22 protein-coding genes are annotated in these 22,014 nt (G+C 65.9%); 6 read left to right on the top strand and 16 right to left on the bottom strand.

Features of this window, described 5'->3' with window-relative positions; genetic code table 11:
• Nucleotides 1-21: 21 nt before the first annotated feature.
• Entirely contained in the window at nucleotides 22-2,241 is a 2,220-nt protein-coding gene (locus tag LK539_RS08360; protein ID WP_227800439.1) for a S9 family peptidase, read from the top strand.
• 276 nt (nucleotides 2,242-2,517) lie between these two features.
• Here LK539_RS08360 and LK539_RS08355 read toward each other — a convergent pair whose 3' ends face one another.
• Entirely contained in the window at nucleotides 2,518-2,721 is a 204-nt protein-coding gene (locus LK539_RS08355) for a CsbD family protein (RefSeq protein ID WP_229520612.1), read from the bottom strand.
• 177 nt (nucleotides 2,722-2,898) lie between these two features.
• Here LK539_RS08355 and LK539_RS08350 point away from each other — a divergent pair, with 177 nt between their 5' ends.
• A complete protein-coding gene (locus LK539_RS08350; RefSeq protein WP_227800438.1) occupies nucleotides 2,899-3,987 on the top strand; it encodes an AI-2E family transporter in 1,089 nt (362 codons plus the stop codon).
• Nucleotides 3,988-4,043: 56 nt separating this feature from the next.
• Here the strand turns inward: LK539_RS08350 and LK539_RS08345 are convergent, their stop codons facing one another.
• The 4 genes from LK539_RS08345 to LK539_RS08330 form a co-directional block, all read right to left on the bottom strand.
• Entirely contained in the window at nucleotides 4,044-4,220 is a 177-nt protein-coding gene (locus tag LK539_RS08345; RefSeq protein WP_227800437.1) for a CsbD family protein, read from the bottom strand.
• Nucleotides 4,221-4,292: 72 nt separating this feature from the next.
• A complete protein-coding gene (locus LK539_RS08340; RefSeq protein WP_227800436.1) occupies nucleotides 4,293-4,910 on the bottom strand; it encodes a class I SAM-dependent methyltransferase in 618 nt (205 codons plus the stop codon).
• A 224-nt stretch (nucleotides 4,911-5,134) separates the two neighbouring features.
• Entirely contained in the window at nucleotides 5,135-7,192 is a 2,058-nt protein-coding gene (locus tag LK539_RS08335) for a M13 family metallopeptidase (protein WP_227800435.1), read from the bottom strand.
• A gap of 42 nt (nucleotides 7,193-7,234) precedes the next feature.
• On the bottom strand, nucleotides 7,235-9,850 hold the full coding sequence (locus LK539_RS08330) for a M1 family metallopeptidase (protein ID WP_227800434.1): 2,616 nt from the start codon (nucleotides 9,848-9,850) through the stop codon (nucleotides 7,235-7,237).
• Nucleotides 9,851-10,187: 337 nt separating this feature from the next.
• On the opposite strand from LK539_RS08330, the gene LK539_RS08325 reads away from it, so the two are divergent.
• Nucleotides 10,188-10,469, top strand: a complete 282-nt coding sequence (locus LK539_RS08325; RefSeq protein WP_227800433.1) for a flagellar protein FliT — start codon at nucleotides 10,188-10,190, stop codon at nucleotides 10,467-10,469.
• Nucleotides 10,470-10,669: 200 nt separating this feature from the next.
• On the opposite strand, the gene LK539_RS08320 is transcribed toward LK539_RS08325, so the two are convergent.
• Together LK539_RS08320 and LK539_RS08315 are read right to left on the bottom strand one after the other, a co-directional pair.
• The gene (locus LK539_RS08320; RefSeq protein ID WP_227800432.1) at nucleotides 10,670-11,641 is read right to left on the bottom strand and encodes an HDOD domain-containing protein; all 972 of its coding nucleotides are present in this window, start codon (nucleotides 11,639-11,641) and stop codon (nucleotides 10,670-10,672) included.
• A 380-nt stretch (nucleotides 11,642-12,021) separates the two neighbouring features.
• Nucleotides 12,022-13,032 carry a FimV family protein gene (locus tag LK539_RS08315; RefSeq protein ID WP_227800431.1) on the bottom strand — a complete coding sequence of 337 codons (1,011 nt, stop codon included), beginning with the start codon at nucleotides 13,030-13,032 and terminating at the stop codon, nucleotides 12,022-12,024.
• Between the two features lie 85 nt (nucleotides 13,033-13,117).
• Here LK539_RS08315 and fumC point away from each other — a divergent pair, with 85 nt between their 5' ends.
• The 3 genes from fumC (at nucleotide 13,118) to LK539_RS08300 (ending at nucleotide 15,147) form a co-directional block, all read left to right on the top strand.
• Nucleotides 13,118-14,515 (top strand): class II fumarate hydratase, encoded by a 1,398-nt coding sequence (fumC, locus tag LK539_RS08310; RefSeq protein WP_227800430.1) that lies wholly within the window; start codon nucleotides 13,118-13,120, stop codon nucleotides 14,513-14,515.
• Between the two features lie 21 nt (nucleotides 14,516-14,536).
• Nucleotides 14,537-14,749: an RNA-binding S4 domain-containing protein gene (locus LK539_RS08305; protein WP_227800429.1), complete on the top strand. Its 213-nt coding sequence runs from the start codon at nucleotides 14,537-14,539 to the stop codon at nucleotides 14,747-14,749.
• A 116-nt stretch (nucleotides 14,750-14,865) separates the two neighbouring features.
• Complete coding sequence (locus LK539_RS08300) at nucleotides 14,866-15,147, top strand: DUF883 family protein (RefSeq protein WP_227800428.1); 282 nt, start codon at nucleotides 14,866-14,868, stop codon at nucleotides 15,145-15,147.
• Nucleotides 15,148-15,168: 21 nt separating this feature from the next.
• Here LK539_RS08300 and LK539_RS08295 read toward each other — a convergent pair whose 3' ends face one another.
• The 9 genes from LK539_RS08295 to LK539_RS08255 all read right to left on the bottom strand — a co-directional run bounded on the left by LK539_RS08295 (nucleotide 15,169) and on the right by LK539_RS08255 (nucleotide 21,913).
• On the bottom strand, nucleotides 15,169-16,800 hold the full coding sequence (locus LK539_RS08295) for a DUF692 family multinuclear iron-containing protein (RefSeq protein WP_227800427.1): 1,632 nt from the start codon (nucleotides 16,798-16,800) through the stop codon (nucleotides 15,169-15,171).
• Nucleotides 16,801-16,803: 3 nt separating this feature from the next.
• Entirely contained in the window at nucleotides 16,804-17,100 is a 297-nt protein-coding gene (locus LK539_RS08290) for a DUF2282 domain-containing protein (RefSeq protein ID WP_227800426.1), read from the bottom strand.
• A 208-nt stretch (nucleotides 17,101-17,308) separates the two neighbouring features.
• Nucleotides 17,309-17,506: a YjfB family protein gene (locus LK539_RS08285; RefSeq protein WP_227800425.1), complete on the bottom strand. Its 198-nt coding sequence runs from the start codon at nucleotides 17,504-17,506 to the stop codon at nucleotides 17,309-17,311.
• Nucleotides 17,507-17,567: 61 nt separating this feature from the next.
• Complete coding sequence (gene mobB, locus LK539_RS08280; RefSeq protein WP_373889523.1) at nucleotides 17,568-18,104, bottom strand: molybdopterin-guanine dinucleotide biosynthesis protein B; 537 nt, start codon at nucleotides 18,102-18,104, stop codon at nucleotides 17,568-17,570.
• Complete coding sequence (locus tag LK539_RS08275) at nucleotides 18,076-18,768, bottom strand: general secretion pathway protein GspB (protein ID WP_227800424.1); 693 nt, start codon at nucleotides 18,766-18,768, stop codon at nucleotides 18,076-18,078. The genes mobB and LK539_RS08275 overlap by 29 nt, the downstream gene beginning before the upstream one ends.
• A gap of 3 nt (nucleotides 18,769-18,771) precedes the next feature.
• Nucleotides 18,772-20,340, bottom strand: a complete 1,569-nt coding sequence (locus LK539_RS08270) for an ExeA family protein (RefSeq protein ID WP_227800423.1) — start codon at nucleotides 20,338-20,340, stop codon at nucleotides 18,772-18,774.
• 18 nt (nucleotides 20,341-20,358) lie between these two features.
• The gene (locus LK539_RS08265) at nucleotides 20,359-20,823 is read right to left on the bottom strand and encodes a hypothetical protein (protein WP_227800422.1); all 465 of its coding nucleotides are present in this window, start codon (nucleotides 20,821-20,823) and stop codon (nucleotides 20,359-20,361) included.
• Between the two features lie 6 nt (nucleotides 20,824-20,829).
• Nucleotides 20,830-21,015 carry a hypothetical protein gene (locus tag LK539_RS08260; protein WP_227800421.1) on the bottom strand — a complete coding sequence of 62 codons (186 nt, stop codon included), beginning with the start codon at nucleotides 21,013-21,015 and terminating at the stop codon, nucleotides 20,830-20,832.
• Between the two features lie 73 nt (nucleotides 21,016-21,088).
• Nucleotides 21,089-21,913, bottom strand: coding sequence for a metal-dependent hydrolase (locus LK539_RS08255; protein WP_227800420.1), 825 nt, complete (start codon nucleotides 21,911-21,913; stop codon nucleotides 21,089-21,091).
• Between the last annotated feature and the right edge of the window lie 101 nt (nucleotides 21,914-22,014).

Raw genomic sequence — 22,014 nt, 5'->3', positions numbered from 1 at the left:
AACTTATACCAGAGACATTTCATGCGCCCTACCCTGCTTCTTCTGGCCGCCCTTGCGGCCGCTCCCGCTTCGGCCGAACGCCTGACGCTGGACCGTATCTACGGCGACCCAGCCCTGGCCGGCGCCAGCGTCAAGAACCTGCGCGTGTCGCCCGACGGCGAGCGCGTCACCTTCCTGCGCGGCCGTGCCGACAACCAGTACCAGCTGGACCTGTGGGAATACAACATGAAGACCAAGAGCACCCAGCGCCTGGTCGATTCCAAGCGCCTGGTGCCGAACGAGGAACTGTCGCTGGAAGAAAAAGCGCGCCGCGAGCGCGCCCGTACCGCCGGCCTGTCGGGCATCCTGAACTATTTCTGGTCGCCGGACGGCAAGCAGCTGCTGGTGCCGATCGGTGGCGACCTCTACCTGGTCGATGCCGCCAAGCCGGATGCGCCGCGCAAGGTCGCCTCGGGCAACGTGATCGACCCGAAGATTTCGCCGAAGGGCCGCTACGTTTCCTTCGTGCGTAACCAGAATCTGGTCGTGATCGACCTGCAGACCGGCGTCGAGCGCCAGCTGACGACCGATGGCAAGGGCACCATCCACAACGGCGAGGCGGAATTCGTCGCGCAGGAAGAGATGGATCAGCACACCGGCTACTACTGGGCGCCGGACGATTCCGCGATCGCCTACCGCCGCTATGATGAAAAACCCGTCCCGGTCGTGCGCCGCTTCGAGATCTTCGCCGACCGTACCGAAGTGATCGACCAGCACTACCCGGCCGCGGGCGATCCGAACGTGCTGATCGAACTGATGATCGTCAACCCGGCCACCGGCCAGCAGCGCAAGGTCGACCTGGGCGCCGAGAAGGACATCTACCTGGTGCGCGCCGACTTCAGCGACGACGCCAAGACCCTGGTCTACCAGCGCCAGACCCGCGACCAGAAGCGCCTCGACCTGGTGGCCGTGGACGTGAACACGCTGGCCCAGCGCCCGCTGCTCACCGAGACCTCGAAGACCTGGGTCAGCATCCACAACGACCTGCGCTTCCTGCGCAGCAAGAAAGCCTTCATCTGGGCCTCCGAGCGCAGCGGCCGCAACCACCTGTATCTGTACAGCCTGGACGGCAAGCTGATGCACCCGCTGACCAAGGGTGAATGGGGCGTGGACAACATCCTGGCGATCGACGAGATCGACGGCAAGGTCTATGTCTCGTCGAACAAGGATGCCGTGATCGACAAGCAGACCTATGCGGTCAAGCTCGACGGCAGCAATGCCGGCGCGCCGCTGCGCGTCACCGCCGGCGACGGCTGGCACGACGCCGTGTTCGCACGCAATGGCAAGATCTTCGTGGACACCTACTCGAACCCGAAGACCCCGCCGCAAGTGTCGATCCGCCGCGCCGACGGCAGCATGGTGGAATGGCTCGAGAAGAACGAGCTGAACGCGAACCACCCGTACGCCAAGTACATGCCGGACCACCTGCCGACCGAATTCGGCACGATGAAGGCCAAGGATGGCCAGACCCTGCATTATTCGATCATCAAGCCGGCCAACTTCGACGCGAGCAAGCGCTACCCGGTGTTCCTGTTCACCTACGGCGGCCCGCATTCGCAGCGCGTGACCCGCACCTGGGGCAACTACTTTGACCAGTACATGGCCCAGCAGGGCTTCGTGGTGTTCCGCCTGGATAACCGCGGCTCGAGCCGCCGCGAGCGCGTCTTCACCGACGCCCTCTACAACAACCTGGGCAAGGTCGAAGTGGAAGACCAGGTTACCGGCATCGACTGGCTGGCCCAGCAGAGCTTCGTCGATCCGAAGCGCATTGGCGTGTTTGGCTGGAGCTACGGCGGCTTCATGACCCTGCGCCTGCTGTCGGCAGCCTCGGACAAGATCGCCATGGGCGTGTCGGTGGCCCCGGTGACCGACTGGGCCCTGTACGACACCCACTACACCGAGCAGTTCGTGGGCGGCACCCCGAAGTCCGATCCGGAAGCCTACAAGCGCAGCGGCGTGTTCGCGCACCTGGACGGCCTGAAGTCGCCGCTGCTGCTGATCCACGGCATGGCCGACGACAACGTGCTGTTCACCAACACCACGCGCCTGATCGACGAGCTGGTGAAGCGCAACGTGCAGTTCGACCTGATGACCTATCCGGGCGCCAAGCACGGCATCTCGGGCAAGGTCAACCAGCGTCACGTGTATGGGCTGATCGAGGCCTTCTTCAAGAAGAACTTGGTTGGAACGGCGGCGAAGTAAGCTTACTGTCTGCTTAGTGGAAACAGCCGCCTTTGGGCGGCTGTTTGCTTTTGGTAGTAGCTGCTCTACGGAATTGGGTCCCGGCCTCCGCCGGGACGACGTGCTACTGCTAACGATGAATTGAAACGTAGCGGACAGTACCACCAGCTTTAAAAACGTCATGCGCGCCACTGGCGCCCATGACTCCCGGCGCAGGCCGGGATCTAAGTTCGCACCGCAGCCCGTAAACAACAACAGCCGCCCTCAGGCGGCTGTTCTCGAAGCGTAAAAAGCGAATCAGTGCGAGCGGCGCGCGGCGTCGTCCAGCTTTTCTTCCACTTTTTCCTGCGCATCGCCCAGCGTCTTCTGGGTCTTGCCTTCGACTTTGGTCGCCTTGCCTTTGGCTTCCTGGGTCGGGCTGTCGATCGCGTCACCGAATTCTTCTTGGATCTTGCCACCGATTTCTTTCAGTTTACCTTTAACTTGATTTTCGTTAATCATGGTCTTCTCCTTAGAAGTACATGTCCGGATGGCCATGCATGGGTACAGAATACGACTGTCGGCGGAGCTCTTCTGTTCGTGCCCGCACATTGCACAAATGTCAGCATTTGCGCGACGTCAAGACGTCGACAGTGCTAACATTTTGTCAACTCGACAATAGCGCACAAAGGTGATGCCATGAAAGAACAAGCTCAAGAACACGCCGCCGACTCGCCGCCCTCGCAACGCCGCGTCGCCAAGCGGGTCACGATGATCAGCGGGATCGCCATCCTCTTTATCGCCCTCGCCGCCGCCGTGGTACTGGCTGCCGATGCACTGCTGCTGATCTTCGCCTGCATCCTGTGCGCCATTCTGCTCTACAAGCTGAGCGAGATCATGGCGCGGCGCCTGCACATGAACCGCAAGCTGGCGCTCACCATTGTCGTGGTCGCGCTGCTCGCCATCATCGGGCTCGGCAGCTGGGCCATGGCGCCGCAGATCTCCGAACAATCCACCAAGCTTGCCAAGGAAGTGCCGGCTGCCGTCGAGCGTCTGAAGACGAGCGTCGAGCAGCATCCGCTGATGAAACGCATCGTGGCGGAACTGCCGCCGCCTGAGCAGGTCGTCAAGCAGATGGGCAATATGGTGCCGAATGCTGGACTCTTCTTTGGCGGCGTGATCGGCGCGCTTGGCAACGTGGTCATCATCCTGTTCGTCGGGATTTATTTTGCCGCCAGTCCCCACACCTACACGACCGGCGTGATCCGCCTGATTCCGAAACCACGCCGCAGCCGCGCGCGTGAAGTGCAGCAGGAATTGGGCAACACCCTGGCCAGCTGGCTGCTCGGCAAGGGGGCATCGATGCTGATCGTCGGTGTCGCCACGTCGATCGGCCTGAGCCTGCTCGGCGTGCCGCTCGCGCTGATCCTCGGCATTATTGCCGGCCTGCTCGACTTCATCCCCTACCTGGGTCCGATCATGGCAGGCATCCCTGCGGTACTGCTGGCGCTGTCGATCAGCCCCGACCTGGCGCTGTACACCGTGCTGCTGTTCGTCGGCATCCAGCTGGTCGAGGGCTACCTGCTGCAGCCGCTGATCGAGGCCAAGGCGGTGGACATGCCGCCGGCGCTGGTGATCGTGATGCAGCTAATCTTCGGCACGCTGTTCGGCTTTGCCGGGGTGGCCCTCGCCACGCCGCTGGCGGCCGGGCTGTCGGTGCTGGTCAAGATGCTCTACATCGAGGATGTCCTCGGGGACAGACCCGCGCACACATCCAGTTCGGGCTAGCCGCCTAGCAATAAAAAAGCCGCGCACTGCGCGGCTTTTTGCTGTGGCGAGAGCAATTAGTTGTTGCCCTTGAAGATGTCCTTCACGTCGCCGACCTTTTCCTGCACCTTGCCTTCAGCCTGGTTCGACACGCCTTCGCGCTGGGCCTGGCGGTTGCCGACAGCTTCGCCCACCTTCTCCTGGATCTTGCCGCCGATGTCCTTGGCCTTGCCCTTGATTTGATCGTCGTTCATTTCAGTCACCTCGTCTGTTCGTGGAACGAGGTCCCACCATAGGCCTGATAGAGCTGCAACTCTGTTCGCTGATTAACACACGGGCTTGCGCCAGACGCTGGCGAGCCAGGGCTGCTGCTCGCGCGGCAGGCCGGCTGGGCGGTAGTAATGATGCACCGGGGTAAAACCTGCCGTGGTCAGGTAGCGTTCCCAGGCGTCGTAATCGTGGTAGCTGCCGTAGCGCGGGCCATTCCAGCCTTCGCGGTTGTCGCCGCGCGGGTTGGAACTGAACAGGACGCCGCCGGGTTTCAGGGTGTTGAAAAGCTTGTCCAGCACGCCGGGCAGTTCGGCGCTTGGGATGTGGAACAGCGACGCATTGGCGAAGACGCCGTCGAAGGTCTCGGGCGGGAGTTGAAGGTGCAGGAAGTCCTGGTGCCAGACCTCGCAGCCGCTGTAGGCACGCGCCATGTCGACGAAGCGGCTGCTGCCATCCAGGCCGATGGCCTTGTGGCCGAGCTGCGTAAAATTCTTCAGGTCGCGGCCGGGGCCGCAGCCGAGGTCGAGGATGGTGTGCGGGGTGGGTGCTTCGATGGCGCCGAGCAGGGCGTCGATGTTCTGGCAGACGTCATGGTCGATGGTGCCGGCGAAGAAGGCGTCGGCGGTTTGCTCGTAGTGCGCGAGCGTGCGGCGGGAAATATCGTCGGGGGTCATGACGGCATTATCGGCGGAATTGGTGCAGTGTGTGCGGCACCGTTAGTCCGCTGCGTGAGCACGTCGCCCCGGCGGAGGCCGGGGCCCAAGTTTGCGTGCATCGCAGCTAAAGCGTGCTGTTCGACGGAGCATGGGAAATTGGATCCCGGCCTGCGCCGGGATGACGGTCTCAAGGGGACGGGCAGGATCGGGTTTGTCTGGCGGCTCCTAGCCCGTTGCCCCCATTACCAAACGCGAACCCGCTGCTCCGGCGCCAGATACAGCTTCTGCCCCGGCTGCACATCGAAGGCCTTGTACCAGGAGTCCAAATTGCGCACGGTGTAGGTGCGGTACTGGCCCGGGGCGTGGCCGTCGGTCAGGACGGCGCGGCGCATCGAGGCTTCGCGCATCTTGGTGCGCCAGCTCTGTGCGAAGCCGGTGTAGAACTGGCGGTCCGCCTCCACGCCGGTGCCCTTGCCGTTCGGCGAGGACTTGAAGGCGTCGTAGGCCGCGGCCAGGCCGGCCAGGTCGGACAGATTCTCGCTCAGCGTCAGCTGGCCGTTGACAGCCAGGTCATCGAAGGGCTTGTAGGCGTTGTACTGCTCCACCAGCTTCTGCGACGCGGTCTTGAAGTGCGCCAGGTCTTCCTTGGTCCACCAGTCGCGCAGGCGGCCCTGGGCGTCGAACTGGGCGCCCATGTCGTCGAAGCTGTGGCTGATCTCGTGCCCGATCACCGAGCCGATCGCGCCATAGTTGTGCGCGTCCGAGGCCTTCGGATCGTAGAACGGCGGCTGCAGGATCGCGGCCGGGAAGTTCAGCGCGTTCTGCAGCGGCAGGTTGACGGCGTTGACCAGCTGCGGCGGCATGGCCCAGTCGGTCTTCTTCGGCTTCTGCTTGAGCTTGGCGAGCTGCTGGGTGTAATTGAACTCTTGCGCACGCAGCACGTTGCCGAGCGCATCAAGCGGCGAGACCTGCAGGGCGCCATACGACTTCCACTCATCCGGATAGCCCACGCCCACGTACATGGTGCGGACCTTTTCCTTGGCCTGGGCGCGGGTCGACGGCGCCATCCATTCGAGCTTGTCGATGCGGCGTTCGAAAGCGGTCTTGATGTCGCCGACCATTTTGAGGATGCGCGCCTTGTCCTGCGCCGGGAAGTACTTCGCGACGTACATCTTGCCCACTGCTTCATCCATCGCGGTATTGGTGGCCGACAGCGCACGCTTCCAGCGCGCCGACTGCTGCGGCGAGCCGGTCAGGCCCTTGCCGTAGAACTCGAAGCGCAGGTCGCCGTAGGCCTTGGGCAGGGTGCTGGCGAACTGGTTCATGCTGTGGAAGGCCAGGTAGTCCTTCCAGGTAGCGAGGTCGGTGCTTGCCACCTGCTGGGCCGCGCCCTTGATGGCGCCCGGGTGGTAGGCAATGAAGCGGTCCTGGCCGGACAGGCGCGCACCCTGCATGAAGGCGTTCCAGTCCATGCCGGGCGCCTTGGCCGTGAAGTCCTTCATGGTCCACGGGTTGTTGGCCTTCTGGATGTCGGCGGATTCCTCGCGGCTGGCGTGGCTCTGGGCCAGTTCCGACTCGAGGGCGAAGATCTTGGCCGCGCGCGCTTCGGCGTTGTCGTAGCCGGCCAGTTTGAGCATCGCGCCGATGTACTGCTGGTACTTGGTGCGCAGCTCGGCCATCTTCGGGCTGTTGTCGAGGTAGTAGGCGCGGTCAGGCAGGCCGATGCCGCCCTGGAGGATGTAGGGCACGTTGCGCGACGGCTCGGTCAGGCCCTGGTTGATCCACACACCGAACAGGTTCGGGGTGTTGAAGTTGGTGGCATTGAGCGGGTCGACGTCGGCGCGCAGGAACTCGCCCAGCACGCGCGACAGGGCCGCGCGGTCCTTGATTGCTTCGATCTTCGCCAGGCGCGGCTTGAGCGCGTTCAGGCCGGCGGACTCGATCGCCGCTTCGTTCATGTAAGCCTTGTAGAAGTCGGCCACCTTGCGCGCCTCGGCATTGGCGGACTTGCTGCTGCCGGCTTCCTCGATCAGCTTGACGATGCGGGCATTGGTCTCCTCGGCCAGCGCATACATCGAACCCCAGGCGCCGCGGTCGGCCGGGATCTCGGTCTTGGCCATCCACTCGCCATTGGCCCAGGCATAGAAGTCGTCGCCCGGCAGCATGGTGGCGGCGGCCGGCTTGGTCTGGGCAGTGCCGGCGGCGGCTTGTTCGGCCGCGTGCAGCGGGGCAAAGGCGAACGCGGCGCCGCACAGCGCCAGGGTGACGGCGGTCTTGATCGGAGTCCAGCTGGTTTTCATAGATTCCCTTCTCTGTGGTGTGTCTCGTGAATCGGTTTTGTTTTATTGCAGGGCTGCCCGCACCTGCGGCAGCAGGCGGGCCTTCTGGTCGGCGCGGATGCGCACGCCATTGCCGACGCGCTCGGCTTCGACAACGCCATCGGGGCCGAAGTTCTTGCGCATATAGGCTTCCATCATCTCGGCATGCGCCGGGTTGGCGGACGAGGCGACGATACCGGCGAACATGCTGTTGCGCCCAAGCGCTTCCATGTTGTTCAGCAGCGCTTCGCGGTTGGCGACTGCGAAGTTCCAGGTCTGGTCGAGGTGCTCATTGGCGACGCCGCCCAGGATGTAGGGAGTCAGGTCGGGCGGGGTTTGCGGCGACAGCAGCAGGCCCAGGGTGCGCGCCGCCAGCGCCGGGTCCTGCACGCCCGTCAGCGCGCGGCCGAAGCGGTTGCGCTCCTCGCTGGTCGGGGCGTTGGCGGCGCGTGCGGCCAGGGCCTCGTAGGTGGCGGCGTCGGCGTAGCGGCCGGCGGTGCCGGTGACGAAGTCGATCATTGACGGCGGCACCGAGGATGGGTCCTGCAAATAGCGCGCGAAGCGGGCCTTGCCCTCCTCGATCGCGCGCGGGTCGCCCGCGCGTGCCAGGGCGGTGGCCAGCGTGCCGCGCAGCTGGCTGTCCTCGGCCGTTTCACCCGGCTTTTCGTCCCAGCCCAGCTTGTCCATTTTCGGGCGCATGAACTCCAGCAGGAAGCGGCGGATCAGGGCCTGCTCAGGCTCGCCGCGCGCCAGCGAGTCCAGGGTGCGCAGGTTCGACAGGATCGAATCCCAGACCGCCATGCGCGGCTCATCGCCGTAGCTGCGGACCAGTTTCAGGTAGCCGTCCAGCCCCATGCGTCCGTTTGAAGCGAAGCTCCAGGTATCGGTGAGCAGCTTCAGGCGGGTGCTGTCCGGCAGGCGCGGCGCCTGCTCGGCCAGGGCGCGGAAGCTGGCCGGGTCATACTGGACGCGGAAGTAGCCGACGCTGTACGGATCGACCACCAGCGCGCCCTCGCAGCCGGCCTGGGTGATCGTGGTGCTGGGGCCGGACAGCAGCGTGTACCAGGCCTTGCCGTTGACGGTGCCGACCTGCAGCGGCACGTTCCACAGGCGCTGCTGCTTCGGCGGCTCGTCGAGACGGTACTGTTCCTGCGACAGCGTGACCTTGCGCTTGCCCTCTTCGCAGGCCTGCTCGACCTTGATCAAGGGGAAGCCCGGCTGCAGGGTCCAGTCCGAAGCGAGCTTCTCGACCGGCTTGCCGGACGCTTTTTCCAGCGCCGCCCACAGGTCGGCGGAAGTGGTATTGGAGTACTGGTGCTTCGCCATGTAGGCGCGCATGCCCTTGCGGAAGGGTTCTTCGCCCAGATAGGCTTCCAGCATGCGCAGGAAGGCCTGGCCCTTCATGTAGGTGATCGCGTCAAACGCGGCGGCGGCCTGCTCTTCGGTATCGATGCGGGTCTGGATCGGGTGGGTGGTCTTGCGCGCGTCCAGGTTCATCACGTATTCGCGCTCGGCCATGGCTTCCAGGTAGGGCCGCCATTCGGGATGGAAGTGGTGAGTGGCCTTGGCCGCCATCCACGAAGCAAAGCCTTCGTTGAGCCAGAGGTTGTCCCACCAGGCCATGGTGACGAGGTTGCCGAACCACTGGTGCGCCACTTCGTGCGCGTTGATGTTGAAGGTGAACTTCTTGACCTTTTCCGGGCTCTTCTTCGGGTCGTAGAGCAGGGTCGGCTCGTTGTAGACCACCGCGCCCCAGTTTTCCATCGCGCCGTTGAAGCCGCCGGGAATGGCGATCTGGTCGAGTTTCGGCAGCGGGTACGGGATGCCGAAGTAATTATTGTAGTAGCGCAGCAGGTCGCGGGTGGCGGCCAGCGGGAAGGTGGCCGAGCCCAGCTTGCCTTCGGTGGTGACGATGCCGATGTCGATGCCGTCCTGCTTGCTGGCGAGGCGCTCCAGTTCGCCCGCCACCAGCACCACCAGGTAGCTCGGCATCTTCGGCGTATTGCCGAAGCTGATGCGCTGCATGCCGCCGACGAGCTCTTCGCGTTTCTCGATCGGGGTAGTGGAATAGGCCTTGAAGTTGCCAGGGACGTCCACCGTCAGCCTGAAGCGGGCGCGGAAGGCCGGCTCGTCCCAGGTCGGGAGCATGCGGCGCGCGTCGGTCGGCGCCATGGTGGTGGCGATCAGTTTCTTTTCCTGGCTGCCGGCCTTGTAGTTCACGTAGAACAGGCCGCGTCCCTCGCGGTTGATCTGGCCGCGGAAAGCCAGCGCCAGTTCGTATTTACCGGGCGCCAGCGGTTGTGGCAGCTTGAAACGCAGCGTCTGCTGCTCCTTGTCGAGGATGGGCTCGAGTTTCAGCTTGCCGATGCCCTTGCCGCCCAGGCTGGCCTCGTCGATCTGCAGGTTGTCGGCATTCAGCATGATGGTCGAGGTCGGGCTCAGGACTTCGATCTCCACCGTCTGGGTGCCGCGGAAGGTATTGCCGGCGACGTCGGGCATGATGTGGGCCGCGTACTGCAGCGGAATCACGTCCTTCGGCAGCTTGCCCGGCGTGGCTGCGAAGGAAAACGGCGCCTCGGCCTGCGCCGTGGCGGCGGTCAGCGCGAACGCTGCCGCGGCGACGCTACGCGCGACTGGCATGTCTCTCATAAAAGTCTCTCTCTCGAATCTGTTTTTATTGGCGCGGCTGTTGCGCTCCATGGCGCAAGAACCCAGCATGCACTCTATGAAAGCCGGGCATGCGCTGCGCGCGAATTGCGACAGACTGCAAAAAACGGGGCCAGACTGCGCAAACCGGGGAATGGCGGGGGCATTCTGGACCACGCCGGAGGGATTGAACATGTATGACTGACAACATTCGTGGCAGCCGAAAAATTTTTAAAAATATTTTCGAAAAACCCTAAAGTTCCCAAAACCCAGACCGTAAATGCCTTAGATACCCGGCAATCCGGCCGGCGTGAATTGCCTTGGTGCTAACATGACCTCGAACGACGTCCTCTCGATGTACGAAAACCTCGCTGGCCTGAGCGGTCAGATGAAGGGCGCCGCCGAGGCTGGCGACTGGACCGGTTTCGACAAGCTGAACGTGCAGGCGTCGGTGGCTGCAGGCGCGGCAATCGGCGGCGTGCCGGCACTGGAAGGCAGCATGCGCCAGCGTAAGATCGACCTGCTCAAGCAGCTGATGGCCAATGACCGCGCGATTCGTGACGTGACCGAGCCGTGGATGGGGCAGCTGGACCGCGCGATGTGCGCACACTGATCCGGACGGATCGAGCATCGAAGGCACCTGCGGGTGCCTTTTTTGTTTGCCGTAGGGTGGGCGGCTCGTGCTCTGGTCCACCGGACCAGAGCACCCCACGCGGTCAGCGTTCGCCAGCACTGTCGCGACGTAATCAACCACACCCATTTCCGCGTGGGCGTTTGTAATTCCGGGCACTGCCCAGAATTACCCCGCCCACCCTACGAGTCCAGATTGCTCAGCTTCCCGAGGCAACGCCGCTGGTAGCCATTCAAGCCCTGGCTGACCAGCGCATCGTCCTCGTCGATCAGGCCGGCGTCGATCAGCAGCCGCAGCTTGGCGATCTGGTCGCCCTGGGCCAGCGCCTGCGACAGGCTCGAGCCAATCCCCTCTCCCGCTTCCACGATCGCATCGCCCACGGCTGGCGGGAAATCCCAGTGCGCCGCAATCACCGCCGACAACGCGCGGCTGCGCGCCAGCAGTTCGATGCCGAATTCCTCCGAGCGCGGCACCTTGCCGTTCTGGCAGATCCGGTCGGCCAGGCGGAAGGCGACCACCAGCCCCACGTCCTGTATCAGCCCGGCCAGGCAGGCTTCGAAGATATCGGCCGCCACGGCCGACGCCATCAGGCTGGCCGCGACGGCGCATTTCTCGGAATGGTTCCATATAAGCGGCGCGGCGCGGCGTGCGAAGCCGGCTTCGTGCAGCTTGATGACGGGACGGAAGGCGACCCGCGCCAGCAGCATGCGCAGGCCGTTCTGGCCCATCAGCATAATGGCCGCGTCCAGCGTCTTGATGGGGGTGGCAGGCCGGTAGTAGGCGCTGTTCGCTTCGCGCAGCACTTCCGCGACCAGCACCACGTCCTCGGCCAACTGGCTGGCCAGTTCGCCGGTGGACACGCTTTCGTCACGCAGGCTGCGCAGCAGCCGGGGGATCAGTTCGGGCACGCGCGGCACCAGTTCCGCCGCCACGGCGGGGTTCTGCGCCAGCGCGCTTATCTGCTCAAGGACCTGGCGTTCGGTGTCGGCCGGCGCGTCGAACACGGCCGGACCGGCCAGCCAGCGGTAATACAGGGCGTCGGTGCGGCCGCTGTCCGCCCCGCCCTCCTGCACGCCGGGCTGGGCAGCACCGGCTTGCGGCGTCGCCGTCTGCGCCTGCTCGCCGCTCAATAAACGATTGATCCAATTTTTCATAGTAGGCCCGGGTCTGTCCCGCATAGGGATTGTAGCCTGTCCGGCCGACTGGCGGCAGGCCGGATATGCACGCCACATGACAAGGCGCGCCGCGAAACAGGAGCCGGAAAAGAAAAAAGCGCCCGCGGGCGCTTTTGTCGATGTACCCGAGCGGAAGGCTCGGCTACGAAATTGGGGAGAGCGACCTCCAGGTATCTCCTGGCGTCGCCTCTTGCCGGTTGCATCCGGCGTTTGCTGCCGCAGTTGGCAGACAAACCGCTTCCGGACACAGGCGCTTCTTCAGCGTCACCTGCTTTCCGCGCCACGCTATCGGTGGTGGCTGCGCCAGGTCTCTGTGCCGTTTGTGATCTCGCGACCACGAAACCAGTATAGCGCAATTATCAGACTTGTGTAGACGACTCGTGCGCGCCCTCTTCCAGGGTCGGCTCGACCGTTGTTTTGGGCGCAGGCTTGCGCTTGAAGCGGGCCTTCAGGCGCGCCACCAGGCCGACCCGGGGCTCGACCGCGCGCCCCTTCGCCTTGCGGCGGCGCAGGACGATTGCCAGGACGGCCAGCAGGGCCAGCACGGCGGCGCCGGCGCCGGCCAGCGGCAGCCAGGACGTGTCCGGCTCAGGCGCAGGCTCAGGCTTTTTCTTCTTCAGCTTGTGCACCTTGACCGGCGGCACAACGGACGCCGGTGAGGCGCCCGCCGCCACCTGCAGCACCTTCACCTTGTCTTCCAGCTGGCCCAGCTGCTCGCGCAGCATGGCGTTCTTCGCCCCCAGCATGACGCAGGCGTCGACATCTTTCCGCACGACGGGGGTGCAGCTGGCGCCTTCCGGTGCCGCTGCAGGCTTCGCTGGCACGACTTCAGCCGGCTTGGGCGCTACAGCGACCGGCTTGGGCGCAGGCGCTGGTTTCGGCACAGGCGCTGGCTTTGGCGCTGGCTTTGGCGCCGGTTTTGGCGCGGGCTCCGCCTTGGCGACGACCGGCGGCGCGACCGGGACCGGTACCGGCGGCGGCGCCGGATTCGGATCCGGCGTCAGCCACAGGGTGGCCAGGCGCACGCTGCGCTGCGAGCCGTCGGCCAGTTCCAGGTAGAGGTGCAGGTGTTCGGTGTCCACCGTCCCCAGCGAGGTCACATGCAGGAACTGGCGCCCGTCGCGCCGCATCACCGACATGCGCAAGGTCGACAGCACGGCCGGCATGCCGATGTTGGCGCCGCGGTAGACGTTCGGATGCGCCAGGCGCACCTGGACCGGGGTGGCGGCGTCTTCCAGCATGGTCAGCTCGATGTCGGCCACCAGCGGCTGGCCGATGAAGGAGCTGACACGCGCTTCGCCGAGTTCGGCCGCCTGGACGGCGCCGGCCAGCAAGGCGCAAATAAGTAACAGTGGAAGGCGGCTAGCCATAGGAGCAAGAAAATGAAGCCAGAGCGTAGTTAACGGACAATCGGCTAAACTCTTTAATAACAGCCCTCATTCGACAGGACACCCTATGGAAAACAGGATTGAAAAGGACAGCTTCGGCCCGATCGAGGTGCCGGCCGACCACCTCTGGGGCGCCCAGACCCAGCGTTCGCTCCACCATTTCCACATCTCGACCGAGCGCATGGCGCCGGAACTGGTCGCCGCCCTGGCCCAGGTCAAGCGCGCCGCCGCCGCAGTCAACCGCTCGCTCGGCAAGCTGCCGGCGGACAAGGCCGAGGCCATCATCCGCGCCGCAGACGAAGTGCTCGAAGGCCGCCATCCGCATGAATTCCCGCTGGCCGTGTGGCAGACCGGGTCCGGCACCCAGAGCAACATGAACATGAACGAGGTGCTGGCCAACCGCGGTTCCGAACTCTTGAAAGGCGAGCGCGGCGAGAAGCGCCTGCTGCACCCCAACGACCACGTCAACATGGGCCAGTCCTCGAACGACATCTTCCCCACCGCCATGCACGTGGCGGCCGCAGGCGCGGTGGCGCAGAACCTGCTGCCGGCCCTCGCCCAGCTGCGGGCGACCCTGCTGCGCAAGTCGCGCGACTTCGAAGACATCGTCAAGATCGGCCGCACCCACCTGCAGGATGCGACGCCCTTGACGCTGGGCCAGGAGTTCTCGGGCTACGTCGCCCAGCTGGAATTCGCCGAAAGCGCGATCCGCGCTACCCTGCCCGGCCTGCTGGCGCTGGCGGCCGGCGGCACCGCGGTCGGCACCGGCCTGAACGCGCACCCGGATTTCGCCCCGCGCATCGCGGCCGAACTCGCCTCGCGCACGGGCCTCAGCTTCAAGAGCGCCCCCAACAAGTTCATGGCCCTGGCCGGACACGACGCCATGGTCGCCGCCCATGGCGCCATGAAGACCCTGGCCACGGCCCTGATGAAGATCGCCAACGACATCCGCTGGATGGCCTCCGGTCCGCGCTCGGGCCTGGGCGAGATCACGATTCCGGAAAACGAGCCGGGCAGCTCGATCATGCCGGGCAAGGTCAATCCGACCCAGGCCGAAGCGCTGACGATGCTGTGCTGCCAGGTGTTCGGCAACGACGTGGCGATCACGGTCGGCGGTTCGCAGGGCAACTTCGAGCTGAACGTGTTCAAGCCCATGATCGCGCACAACTTCCTGCAGAGCGCCCGCCTGCTGGCGGACGGCATGCGTTCCTTCGACGAACATTGCGCCCAGGGCATCGAGCCGAACCACGCGCGCATCGCCGAGCTGATGGAAAAATCGCTGATGCTGGTGACCGCACTGGCCCCGCATATCGGGTATGATCGCGCCGCCCAGATCGCCAAGACCGCGTCGCACGAGGGCCTGACCCTGCGCCAGGCCGCGCTGCAGTCCGGTTTCGTCACCGACGACCAGTTCGACCAGTGGATCGTGCCGATCGATATGACCCGGCCGGACCAAGTCGAGTAAACCCACCACCCCGAGGATAGAATGCAAAAAATAGTTTTCGATTTGACATCAGAATTCGTCGAGGTCAACCAGCTGCTGAAACTGGTCGGCCTGGTCGACAGCGGCGGCGCCGGCAAGAACATGGTCGCCAGCGGCGTGGTGTCGGTCGACGGCAAGCAGGAACTGCGCAAGAGCGCGAAAATCCGCAGTGGACAGACGGTCAGCGTGGGCGACCTGCAGATCCGCGTTCAGTAAAAGGGAGCAAAAAACGGCGGGCTTATGTTTGCGCCCTAACAAACAGAGCGGGGCTTCCTTGTTTATATTTTAAGTCATCAGGACACGACTTATATCAACCGGCCATAGGTGGAGCCATGGAAACCCCAAACCGCGCCCAGTCTCAGGAACAGCTCATTGGCGACCTGCGTCTCGTCATCGAGAACGCGGAAGAGCTGCTGAAAAACACCGATCACTACACCAGCGCCCTGTACCAGAACGCGCGCGCCAAGCTGGCGCTGGCGCTGGAAGCGGCCAACGAGGAGCTCGCGCGTTTCGAAGACGCCCAGTTGGAGCGCATGATGGCCGCCACCCGCGCCGCCAACGAACGCTTCTGCGACCGCACCGGCGAAGACCGCATCCTGCGCGCTTTCCACTGAGTTCCAGCGGCCTTTCCGGCTTTAGGCCGCAATCCCGGCCACCACGCCCAGCCTGAACCAGCCTTGCAGCATGGCGCCGATGTCCGGCGCCCGCTCTTCCCCTGTAGCGCCCAGCAAGGCATCGATCGCCTCACCGAAGCTGGCGCCCGCCGCCAAGCACTCCAGGGCGGCCGCTTCCGCACCAGTCAGTTCCACCACCTGTACCTGCCAGCCGCACCGGACCACCAGGGCGGCGCAGCGCTGGTCCATGCGCGCCGGCAGCGCCGGACCGCCCGGCTGGTGCGCCTGCCACAGCGCCGCGACCGCCCAGCGGCTGTGTACAAGCGCCACGGACGGGTGCAGGGTGAAACGGGCGGCCTCGACGGCGTCCAGCGCCAGCCCAGCCAGCGCCTCGACGCCGGGCGATACCACATCCGGCGCCAGATAGGCCCGGTGCACCGCCCACTCGACCCTGGCCACGTCCGGCAGGTAGGGATACGCGGCGGCCGGGGCAAAGCCGGCCAGAAATTCCGCGAAACGGGCGCCGAAACCGGCCAGGTCCGGGTCTTGCGAAGGTAGCGCCTTCCCATAGACGCGCGCCAGGCCGGCAAAGAATTCCTCTCCCACCAGCTGGCGCAACACCGGATAGGCCTCGCCCAGGGCGCGTTCCCAGCCTGCGCTCAGATTGCCGCGATACAGCGCCAGCCGGTCCACCCTGCCCTCGCTCAGCAAGGGCTCCAGGTCGGCTTCGTGACAGCGGTCGAACAGCGCTTCGCCGAAGCGCTGCTGGAGCGTGGCGAGCCGGTCGTCCACGGGCGCCGGCTGCGGCGTAGCCCGGACCGCAGGCGCCGCGGCGGCAGGCGGCGCATCGCGCGCGATGGCGTCGGCCTGCGCCGCCTGCGCCACCAGGACGGCGAGCTCAGGCAGATCGGCATCCCATTCGACCAGCGCCGGCACCCGGCCGAGGCGCTGCAGCGCGGCGCGGTACAGCTCCCAGACCGGCTCGGCCACCGCGGCGCCGTGGTGGTCGACCAGGGCCAGGGGCGTGTGCAGGTGGCCGGCGAGGTGGATCTCGCCGACGCTGCCCACGGGCAGCGCGGCGATGGCGGCGCGCGCATCCTCGCCATGGTTGTGCTGGTTGACGTAGAGGTTGTTCACGTCGAGCAGGATGCCGCAGCCGGTGCGCCGCGCCAGCTCGGCCAGGAATTCGGCCTCGCTCATGGTGTCGGCGCGAAAGCGCACGTAGGTCGAGACGTTTTCGACCAGCAAGCGGCGCTTGAGGCGTGTCTGTACCCGGTCGACGCGCTCGCACAGCAGCGCCAGCGCGGCCTCGTCCAGCGCGAGCGGCAACAGGTCGTTGAGCTGGCGGTCGGCCAGCGCGCCCCAGCTCAGGTGTTCGGAAACGAGGAAGGGATCGACGGCCTCGACCAGGGCGCGGACGCGCTCCAGGTGGGCCTCGGAAAAGCCGCGGGCGGAACCCAGGCCCAGGCCGACGCCGTGCAGGCTGACGGGATAGTCGCGGCGCAGGGTGCCGAGCACGTGCCAGTCCCAGCCGGCGCGCGCGAGGTAGTTCTCGCTATGGACTTCGATGAAGCCGACCGGCGGACGCTGTTCGAGGAAGGCACGGTAGTGCGGGGCACGCAGCCCCACCCCTGCCGCGCCGGGGACATGCATGGATTACTTCTTGGCTTCGGTCTTGTCGGCGTCGGCCTTGCCAGCCTTGCCGGCTTCCAGCGAACCGCCCAGCTTGGTGCAGGTGCCCTTGGCCACGAACTTCCACTCGTTCGGATCGTTGTCGACCTTGGCGACGCCGGCGCAGCCGTGGGTGGCGGTGCCGCAGTCGTTCTGGCCGGCCTTGGCGACACCGTAGCAGGTTTCCTGGTCGGCCTTCGGCGTGCCCATCTGGTCCTGGGCGGCGGCATGGGCGCAGACGCTGGCAAGGGCAGCGGCGATCAGGGCGTGGCGATGGGTCATGCGGGTACTCCTGGCAGGGGAAAGGCGCCAGTATTTATCAGGTGAGGGAAAGATGCAAGGTGGGGTGTTGCTGGGGTTAGTGGCGGATCAAAGGAACTTGGGTCCCGACCTTCGTCGGGACGACGACTCAGCCGCTAGTTGTCAGCGCAAGCACGTCGTCCCGGCGCAGGCCGGGACCCAATCTTGCACGAACAGTCGAAGCGCCGACCTAAGCCGTCGTATTGATTTTATTGCCTAAATGCGACGGCAGATTCGAGGACTGCACCGCCGGCAGCGCTTCGAGCAGCTGGGTGGCGGTCGCTTCCTGGATCTGCTGCGCCTTCTTGAAAACGGCGAGGCTCACTTCCTGGCGGTTGCCGGTTTCGGCGATGCTGGTGGACAGCTTGGCAATACTGGACACATCCATGTCGTTCTCCCATTGAGGCGTATCCACCATTAACGGCGCCCCGGAGCAGAACTTTAGGCCTTCAGCGCATCCAGTGTTGCAACCACGCCAGCACCCCGTCCGGATCGTTCAGGTCCAACCAGTCCAGCCCACCCGCCCCGGCAGGCCGCGGACCATCCGACGCCACGGCCACGATGTCCGCATCGTCGGGATACAGCGCCGGCCGCCCCAGGCTGGGCCGGAACACTTCCAGCTTGGGCAGGCGCTCCCATTTGTAGCCTTCAACCAGGGTCAGGTCGGCCGGCGCGAGCCGCGCCAGGTGCTCGGCCAGCGAAGGTTCGGGCGCGTCGCGCAGCTCGCGCAGGATGGCGACGCGGTAGGGTGAGGCCAGCATCACCTCGGCCGCGCCGGCCATGCGCAGGCGCGCGCTGTCCTTGCGCGGCGGTTCCAGTTCGACGTCGTGGTGGCTGTGCTTGACGACGTTTACCCGCAACCCCTGCCCCGCCAGCCGCAGGATCAAGTGTTCCAGCAGCGAGGTCTTGCCGCTGCCGGACCAGCCCACTACGCCCAATACGGGACCCGGGCCGCGCTCAGTACCCGACACGGTAGCGGTAGCCACGGAAATTCATGATCGCCGCCTTCGGCAGCAGGCGCTCGAGTACAAGCCCGGGCGCGACTTCTTCGCCTTCGCGGCGCAGCATCTTGTCGACCAGCAGCAGGCGCTCGGCCGGGTTCGGCGAATAGATATAGCCGCCGAAGCTCACTTTCGGGATCTCGCGCTGCACCGCGTCCGGCAGGGACTGCAGCGTGCCGACGTTGTCTTCCGGCGCGGGAGCGGCCGCCACCAGCACGGGACGCGATGGCGCCTCGGGCACGGCTTCGACCGGCTCCGGGCGCGGCGCCGGCTTGACGGGAGGCGGCGCTGGCTTCGGTTTCACCGCCTCCACGGGCTTGGCGGGCGCGGCGGAAGCCGGCACCGGCATCGGCGCCGGCGCCGGCGCCGGTGGAGCAGCAAGCGGCGCCGGCGCCTGGACGGGAGCAGGAGCAGAAGCCGCCTGCGCGACGACGGCAGCCGGCGCCGGCGCCGAAGCGGGCTGGCGCAGCAGGAACAGCGCGCCCAGCGCCACCACCAGCGTGCCGGCCACAAGGCCGACGATCAGCGGATTGCGGCTGCTGCGCGTCACCGGCGCCGTATAGCTCGGCGCGGGCGCGTGGATGGTCGGGGCGTTGCCGAGCTGGCGTTCGGCCTGGGCCTTCTTGAGGGCTTCGAGGATGTACGACATTCGTTATTTTCCCGTCGCGTGCGCCAGCAGGCGCGGTTCCGGCACGCCGGACAGCTGGTTCAGGCGCATGTAGGTGCGCGGGCCGGCCAGGCCGTCCGCCTTCAGGTTCTGGGCCGCCTGGAAGCGCCGCAGCAGTTCGCGCGTATCGGCGTCGAGCGGGCGATCGGCCTTCGGGACCGGGGCCTTGTTCAGCTGGGCCAGGCGCCCGGCCAGCCAATCGACGTCCGGCCCACGCGCGCCCTCGGCCAGCTCCTCGCGGAAATTGCGCGGCATGCGCCAGAAGGTGGTGAACTCGCCGCCGAAACGGGCGACGAAGGTGGCCAGGTCGATCCGCTCGCGCCGGGCGCCGGCGCTCAGGGTGACGCTGTCGGCATCCATGGCGGACAGCACGGCGTAGCCGGTGCGCGGGCCGTCGTGCAGGGTGACCACGGCCGGACGGTCCAGCAGGCGCAGTTCGTACAGGCCGCCGCGGCCCTGGTGGCAGCGCAGGTCGAGGCGCAGCGCCGCTTCGCAGGGCTTGTCCCCTGCCAGCGGCTGGCCCCACAGCGCAGCCAGCTCGCGCAGCGCATTGGTTTCCTCGGCCTGCACCGGCGGCACGGTGGACGAAGCCGGCGCCGCCCTGGCCGGCTTGCTTGCCAGTGCCGGCGGCGCGGACACCGGCGCCTTTGATGGCAGCGCCTGCCAGGCCGCGGCGCTGACCGCCGCCAGCGCCAGCACACCGCCCGCCAGCGGCATCCGGAGGCGGCGCGGCGCCGGTTCGCCGGCGAAGACTTCGCTTGCCGCTTTCCTGAGGATCGCGCGCGTCACCTGCGGGCTGTTCTCGACATAGGCGCCGAGCAGCGCGCGGTCGCACAGCAGGTTGATCCGGCGCGGCACGCCGTGGGTCAGCGCATGGATCAGGGGCGTGAGCGCGGGCGGAAACGGCGTGCCGCCCGCTCCCGCCACCGCCAGCCGGTGTGCGACATAGGCGCCGGTTTCCGCTTCCGAGAGCGGTCCGAGGTGGTAGCGCGCGATCACGCGTTGGGCTAGTTGCTCCAGTTCGGGGCGCGCCAGCATGCTGCGCAGTTCGGGCTGGCCGATCAGGATGATCTGCAGGAGTTTGCGTTCGCTGGTCTCGAGGTTGGTCAGCAGGCGCAGCTGCTCCAGCACCTCGGCCGACAGGTTCTGCGCCTCGTCGATCACCAACACGTTGTTCAGGCCTTGGGCGTGCGATTCCAGCAGGTAGCGATTGATCGCATCGACGTAACCCTTGAGGCCGATGGCCGTACCGGCCGGCGGCAGTTCGATGCGGAACTCGTCGCACACGCTCAGCAGCAGTTCCTCCACGCTCAGGCGCGGATTGAAGATATAGGCCAGGCGGCAGTTCTCGGGGATCTGCTCGATGAAGCAGCGGCACACCGTGGTCTTTCCGGCCCCGATCTCGCCGGTCAGCAGGACGAAACCGCCGCCGCTGCCGATGCCATACAGCAGGTGCGCCAGCGCCTCGCGGTGGCGCTCGCTCATGAACAGGTAGCGCGGGTCAGGGGCGATCGAAAACGGCGCGCCCTTCAGGTGGAAATAGTGGTTGTACATGCTGTGATGCAGGCGCGTCTAGCGGACCGGCAGCGATTTGAACTTCGCGCAATATATCTTGCTTTTGTCATTCATGTAAGCGATCGTGCTGCCCGGATTTGACACACGCAAAGGAAAGGGCGATGCGTCGACCGCCCGGAAGGCGGTGCCGGAGGCAGCCTTGATCGCCCCCTCCAGCTCCTGCGGCGTGCTGTCGGTGAGCGCGGCGATAAAGACCAGCTCGCTGGTATCGTCGCTGACCATCACTTCCTTTACCTCGGCGCCCCACAGGGTCGCTTCGACCTTGAACCACCACGCGCCGCCCTCGCGCTTGTAGGCCGGGCCGAAGGACGTCGTCAGGTAGTCGTGGAAGTACCGGTTGTCGAGGGCGCTGCGGCACAGCAAGGCATTGCCGACCACCTGGCCGAAGGTCGAGGGCATGGCCTGGGCGGCCAGGGAAGAAGTAAATAGCGCGGCGGCAAGCGCCAGTCGGGGGGCTCGCACGGCGGCTTACAGCTTGGACAGCCAGGCGCGGTTGGCCGCGATCTTGGCCTTTACCGACGCCGGCAGGGCCTCGAAGCAGCCAGGATGCTGCTTGAGCGCATGCTCACGCACTTCCTTGTGCATGCCGTTGACAATGAAGACGTAGACGGCCGCCCCTTCGTCGTTCTTGCGGGTGCCCATATAGCGAATCACGGGAGTTCTCCTTCCATGCCCGCATTATGACACCGCCCACCCCTCCCCCGCCACGCGGCAGGCCCGGCAGCGGTCAAGGCGTGGTCGTGCGCACTGCCCGGTAGGCGCTGCTGTTGCGGTCGAGCCACATCTGGACCAGGCTGCGATTGTCATGTTGCCAAGGATGGAAGCGTGGCGAGAAATAGTGCAGCACGGGCCCGGCCATGTGCCAGGCCAGCCCGCGCCGCCCGAACCACATGCGCGCGGCGCTCGCCCAGGTCGACAGCTTCCACAGCGCGCCGTCGCGCCGCAGGTTGTGGGCGGTCTGCACGAAGTTATCGAACCAGAACACCAGGCTCACGTGCAGGAACCACAGCACCCGGCGCCAGTAGCCGCCGCCGGCGGCGCGGTAGGCGTCAAACGCCACCGCCTTGTGCTCCAGCTCCTCCACCGCATGCCACTCCCACAGGCGGCGCAGCTGGGGCTCGGCATCCGCGATCCATTCGGGATGACGCAGCACGCCGTCGGCCAGCATGGCAGTGTAGTGCTCCAGCGCGCAGGTGATCGCCACCCGGCTGCGCACGCTGAAACCGGTCACGCGGCGTATCCGGCGCGCGAGGCGCTCGCCGGTGACAAAGGAGAGGCCCTGCCGTTCTAGCTCGGCGTTGTACTGCACGTGCATGTGGCGGTGGGTCGCTTCCTGGCCAATGAAATCCTTGACCTCGGCGCGCAGGAGCGGATCGGTGAGCTGCTCCTGGGGGATGGCGCGCAGGCTGTCGATGAACATCTGCTCCCCGATCGGGAAGGTCATCGATAGCGCATTGAACAGCTGGGTGCGATAGGCATCGCCGCCCAGCCAGCGGCGGCCGAAGCCGCGCGACAGGTCGACGTCGAGCTGGCGGACGGTAAGCGAAGACATGCAGGCTCCTCAGGTGAGGAATAACTATAGCACTGTAGGGTGGTCGGCTCTGCCGACCGCGCGTTCAGCCACTATATGCGCAGCATTGTAGGGTGGGCAGG

The organism is Massilia sp. IC2-476, from assembly GCF_020707295.1.
Classification (GTDB): domain Bacteria; phylum Pseudomonadota; class Gammaproteobacteria; order Burkholderiales; family Burkholderiaceae_D; genus Telluria.
The sequence above is the reverse complement of the archived record's forward strand: the minus strand, read 5'-3'. Positions and strand labels throughout refer to the sequence as shown.

Excerpts from the sequence above, each read along its gene's own strand:
- LK539_RS08360 (WP_227800439.1), top strand. The coding sequence starts at position 22 with ATGCGCCCTACCCTGCTTCTTCTGGCCGCCCTTGCGGCCGCTCCCGCT.
- LK539_RS08355 (WP_229520612.1), bottom strand. The coding sequence starts at position 2,721 with ATGATTAACGAAAATCAAGTTAAAGGTAAACTGAAAGAAATCGGTGGC.
- LK539_RS08350 (WP_227800438.1), top strand. The coding sequence starts at position 2,899 with ATGAAAGAACAAGCTCAAGAACACGCCGCCGACTCGCCGCCCTCGCAA.
- LK539_RS08345 (WP_227800437.1), bottom strand. The coding sequence starts at position 4,220 with ATGAACGACGATCAAATCAAGGGCAAGGCCAAGGACATCGGCGGCAAG.
- LK539_RS08340 (WP_227800436.1), bottom strand. The coding sequence starts at position 4,910 with ATGACCCCCGACGATATTTCCCGCCGCACGCTCGCGCACTACGAGCAA.
- LK539_RS08335 (WP_227800435.1), bottom strand. The coding sequence starts at position 7,192 with ATGAAAACCAGCTGGACTCCGATCAAGACCGCCGTCACCCTGGCGCTG.
- LK539_RS08330 (WP_227800434.1), bottom strand. The coding sequence starts at position 9,850 with ATGCCAGTCGCGCGTAGCGTCGCCGCGGCAGCGTTCGCGCTGACCGCC.
- LK539_RS08325 (WP_227800433.1), top strand. The coding sequence starts at position 10,188 with ATGACCTCGAACGACGTCCTCTCGATGTACGAAAACCTCGCTGGCCTG.
- LK539_RS08320 (WP_227800432.1), bottom strand. The coding sequence starts at position 11,641 with ATGAAAAATTGGATCAATCGTTTATTGAGCGGCGAGCAGGCGCAGACG.
- LK539_RS08315 (WP_227800431.1), bottom strand. The coding sequence starts at position 13,032 with ATGGCTAGCCGCCTTCCACTGTTACTTATTTGCGCCTTGCTGGCCGGC.
- fumC (WP_227800430.1), top strand. The coding sequence starts at position 13,118 with ATGGAAAACAGGATTGAAAAGGACAGCTTCGGCCCGATCGAGGTGCCG.
- LK539_RS08305 (WP_227800429.1), top strand. The coding sequence starts at position 14,537 with ATGCAAAAAATAGTTTTCGATTTGACATCAGAATTCGTCGAGGTCAAC.
- LK539_RS08300 (WP_227800428.1), top strand. The coding sequence starts at position 14,866 with ATGGAAACCCCAAACCGCGCCCAGTCTCAGGAACAGCTCATTGGCGAC.
- LK539_RS08295 (WP_227800427.1), bottom strand. The coding sequence starts at position 16,800 with ATGCATGTCCCCGGCGCGGCAGGGGTGGGGCTGCGTGCCCCGCACTAC.
- LK539_RS08290 (WP_227800426.1), bottom strand. The coding sequence starts at position 17,100 with ATGACCCATCGCCACGCCCTGATCGCCGCTGCCCTTGCCAGCGTCTGC.
- LK539_RS08285 (WP_227800425.1), bottom strand. The coding sequence starts at position 17,506 with ATGGATGTGTCCAGTATTGCCAAGCTGTCCACCAGCATCGCCGAAACC.
- LK539_RS08275 (WP_227800424.1), bottom strand. The coding sequence starts at position 18,768 with ATGTCGTACATCCTCGAAGCCCTCAAGAAGGCCCAGGCCGAACGCCAG.
- LK539_RS08270 (WP_227800423.1), bottom strand. The coding sequence starts at position 20,340 with ATGTACAACCACTATTTCCACCTGAAGGGCGCGCCGTTTTCGATCGCC.
- LK539_RS08255 (WP_227800420.1), bottom strand. The coding sequence starts at position 21,913 with ATGTCTTCGCTTACCGTCCGCCAGCTCGACGTCGACCTGTCGCGCGGC.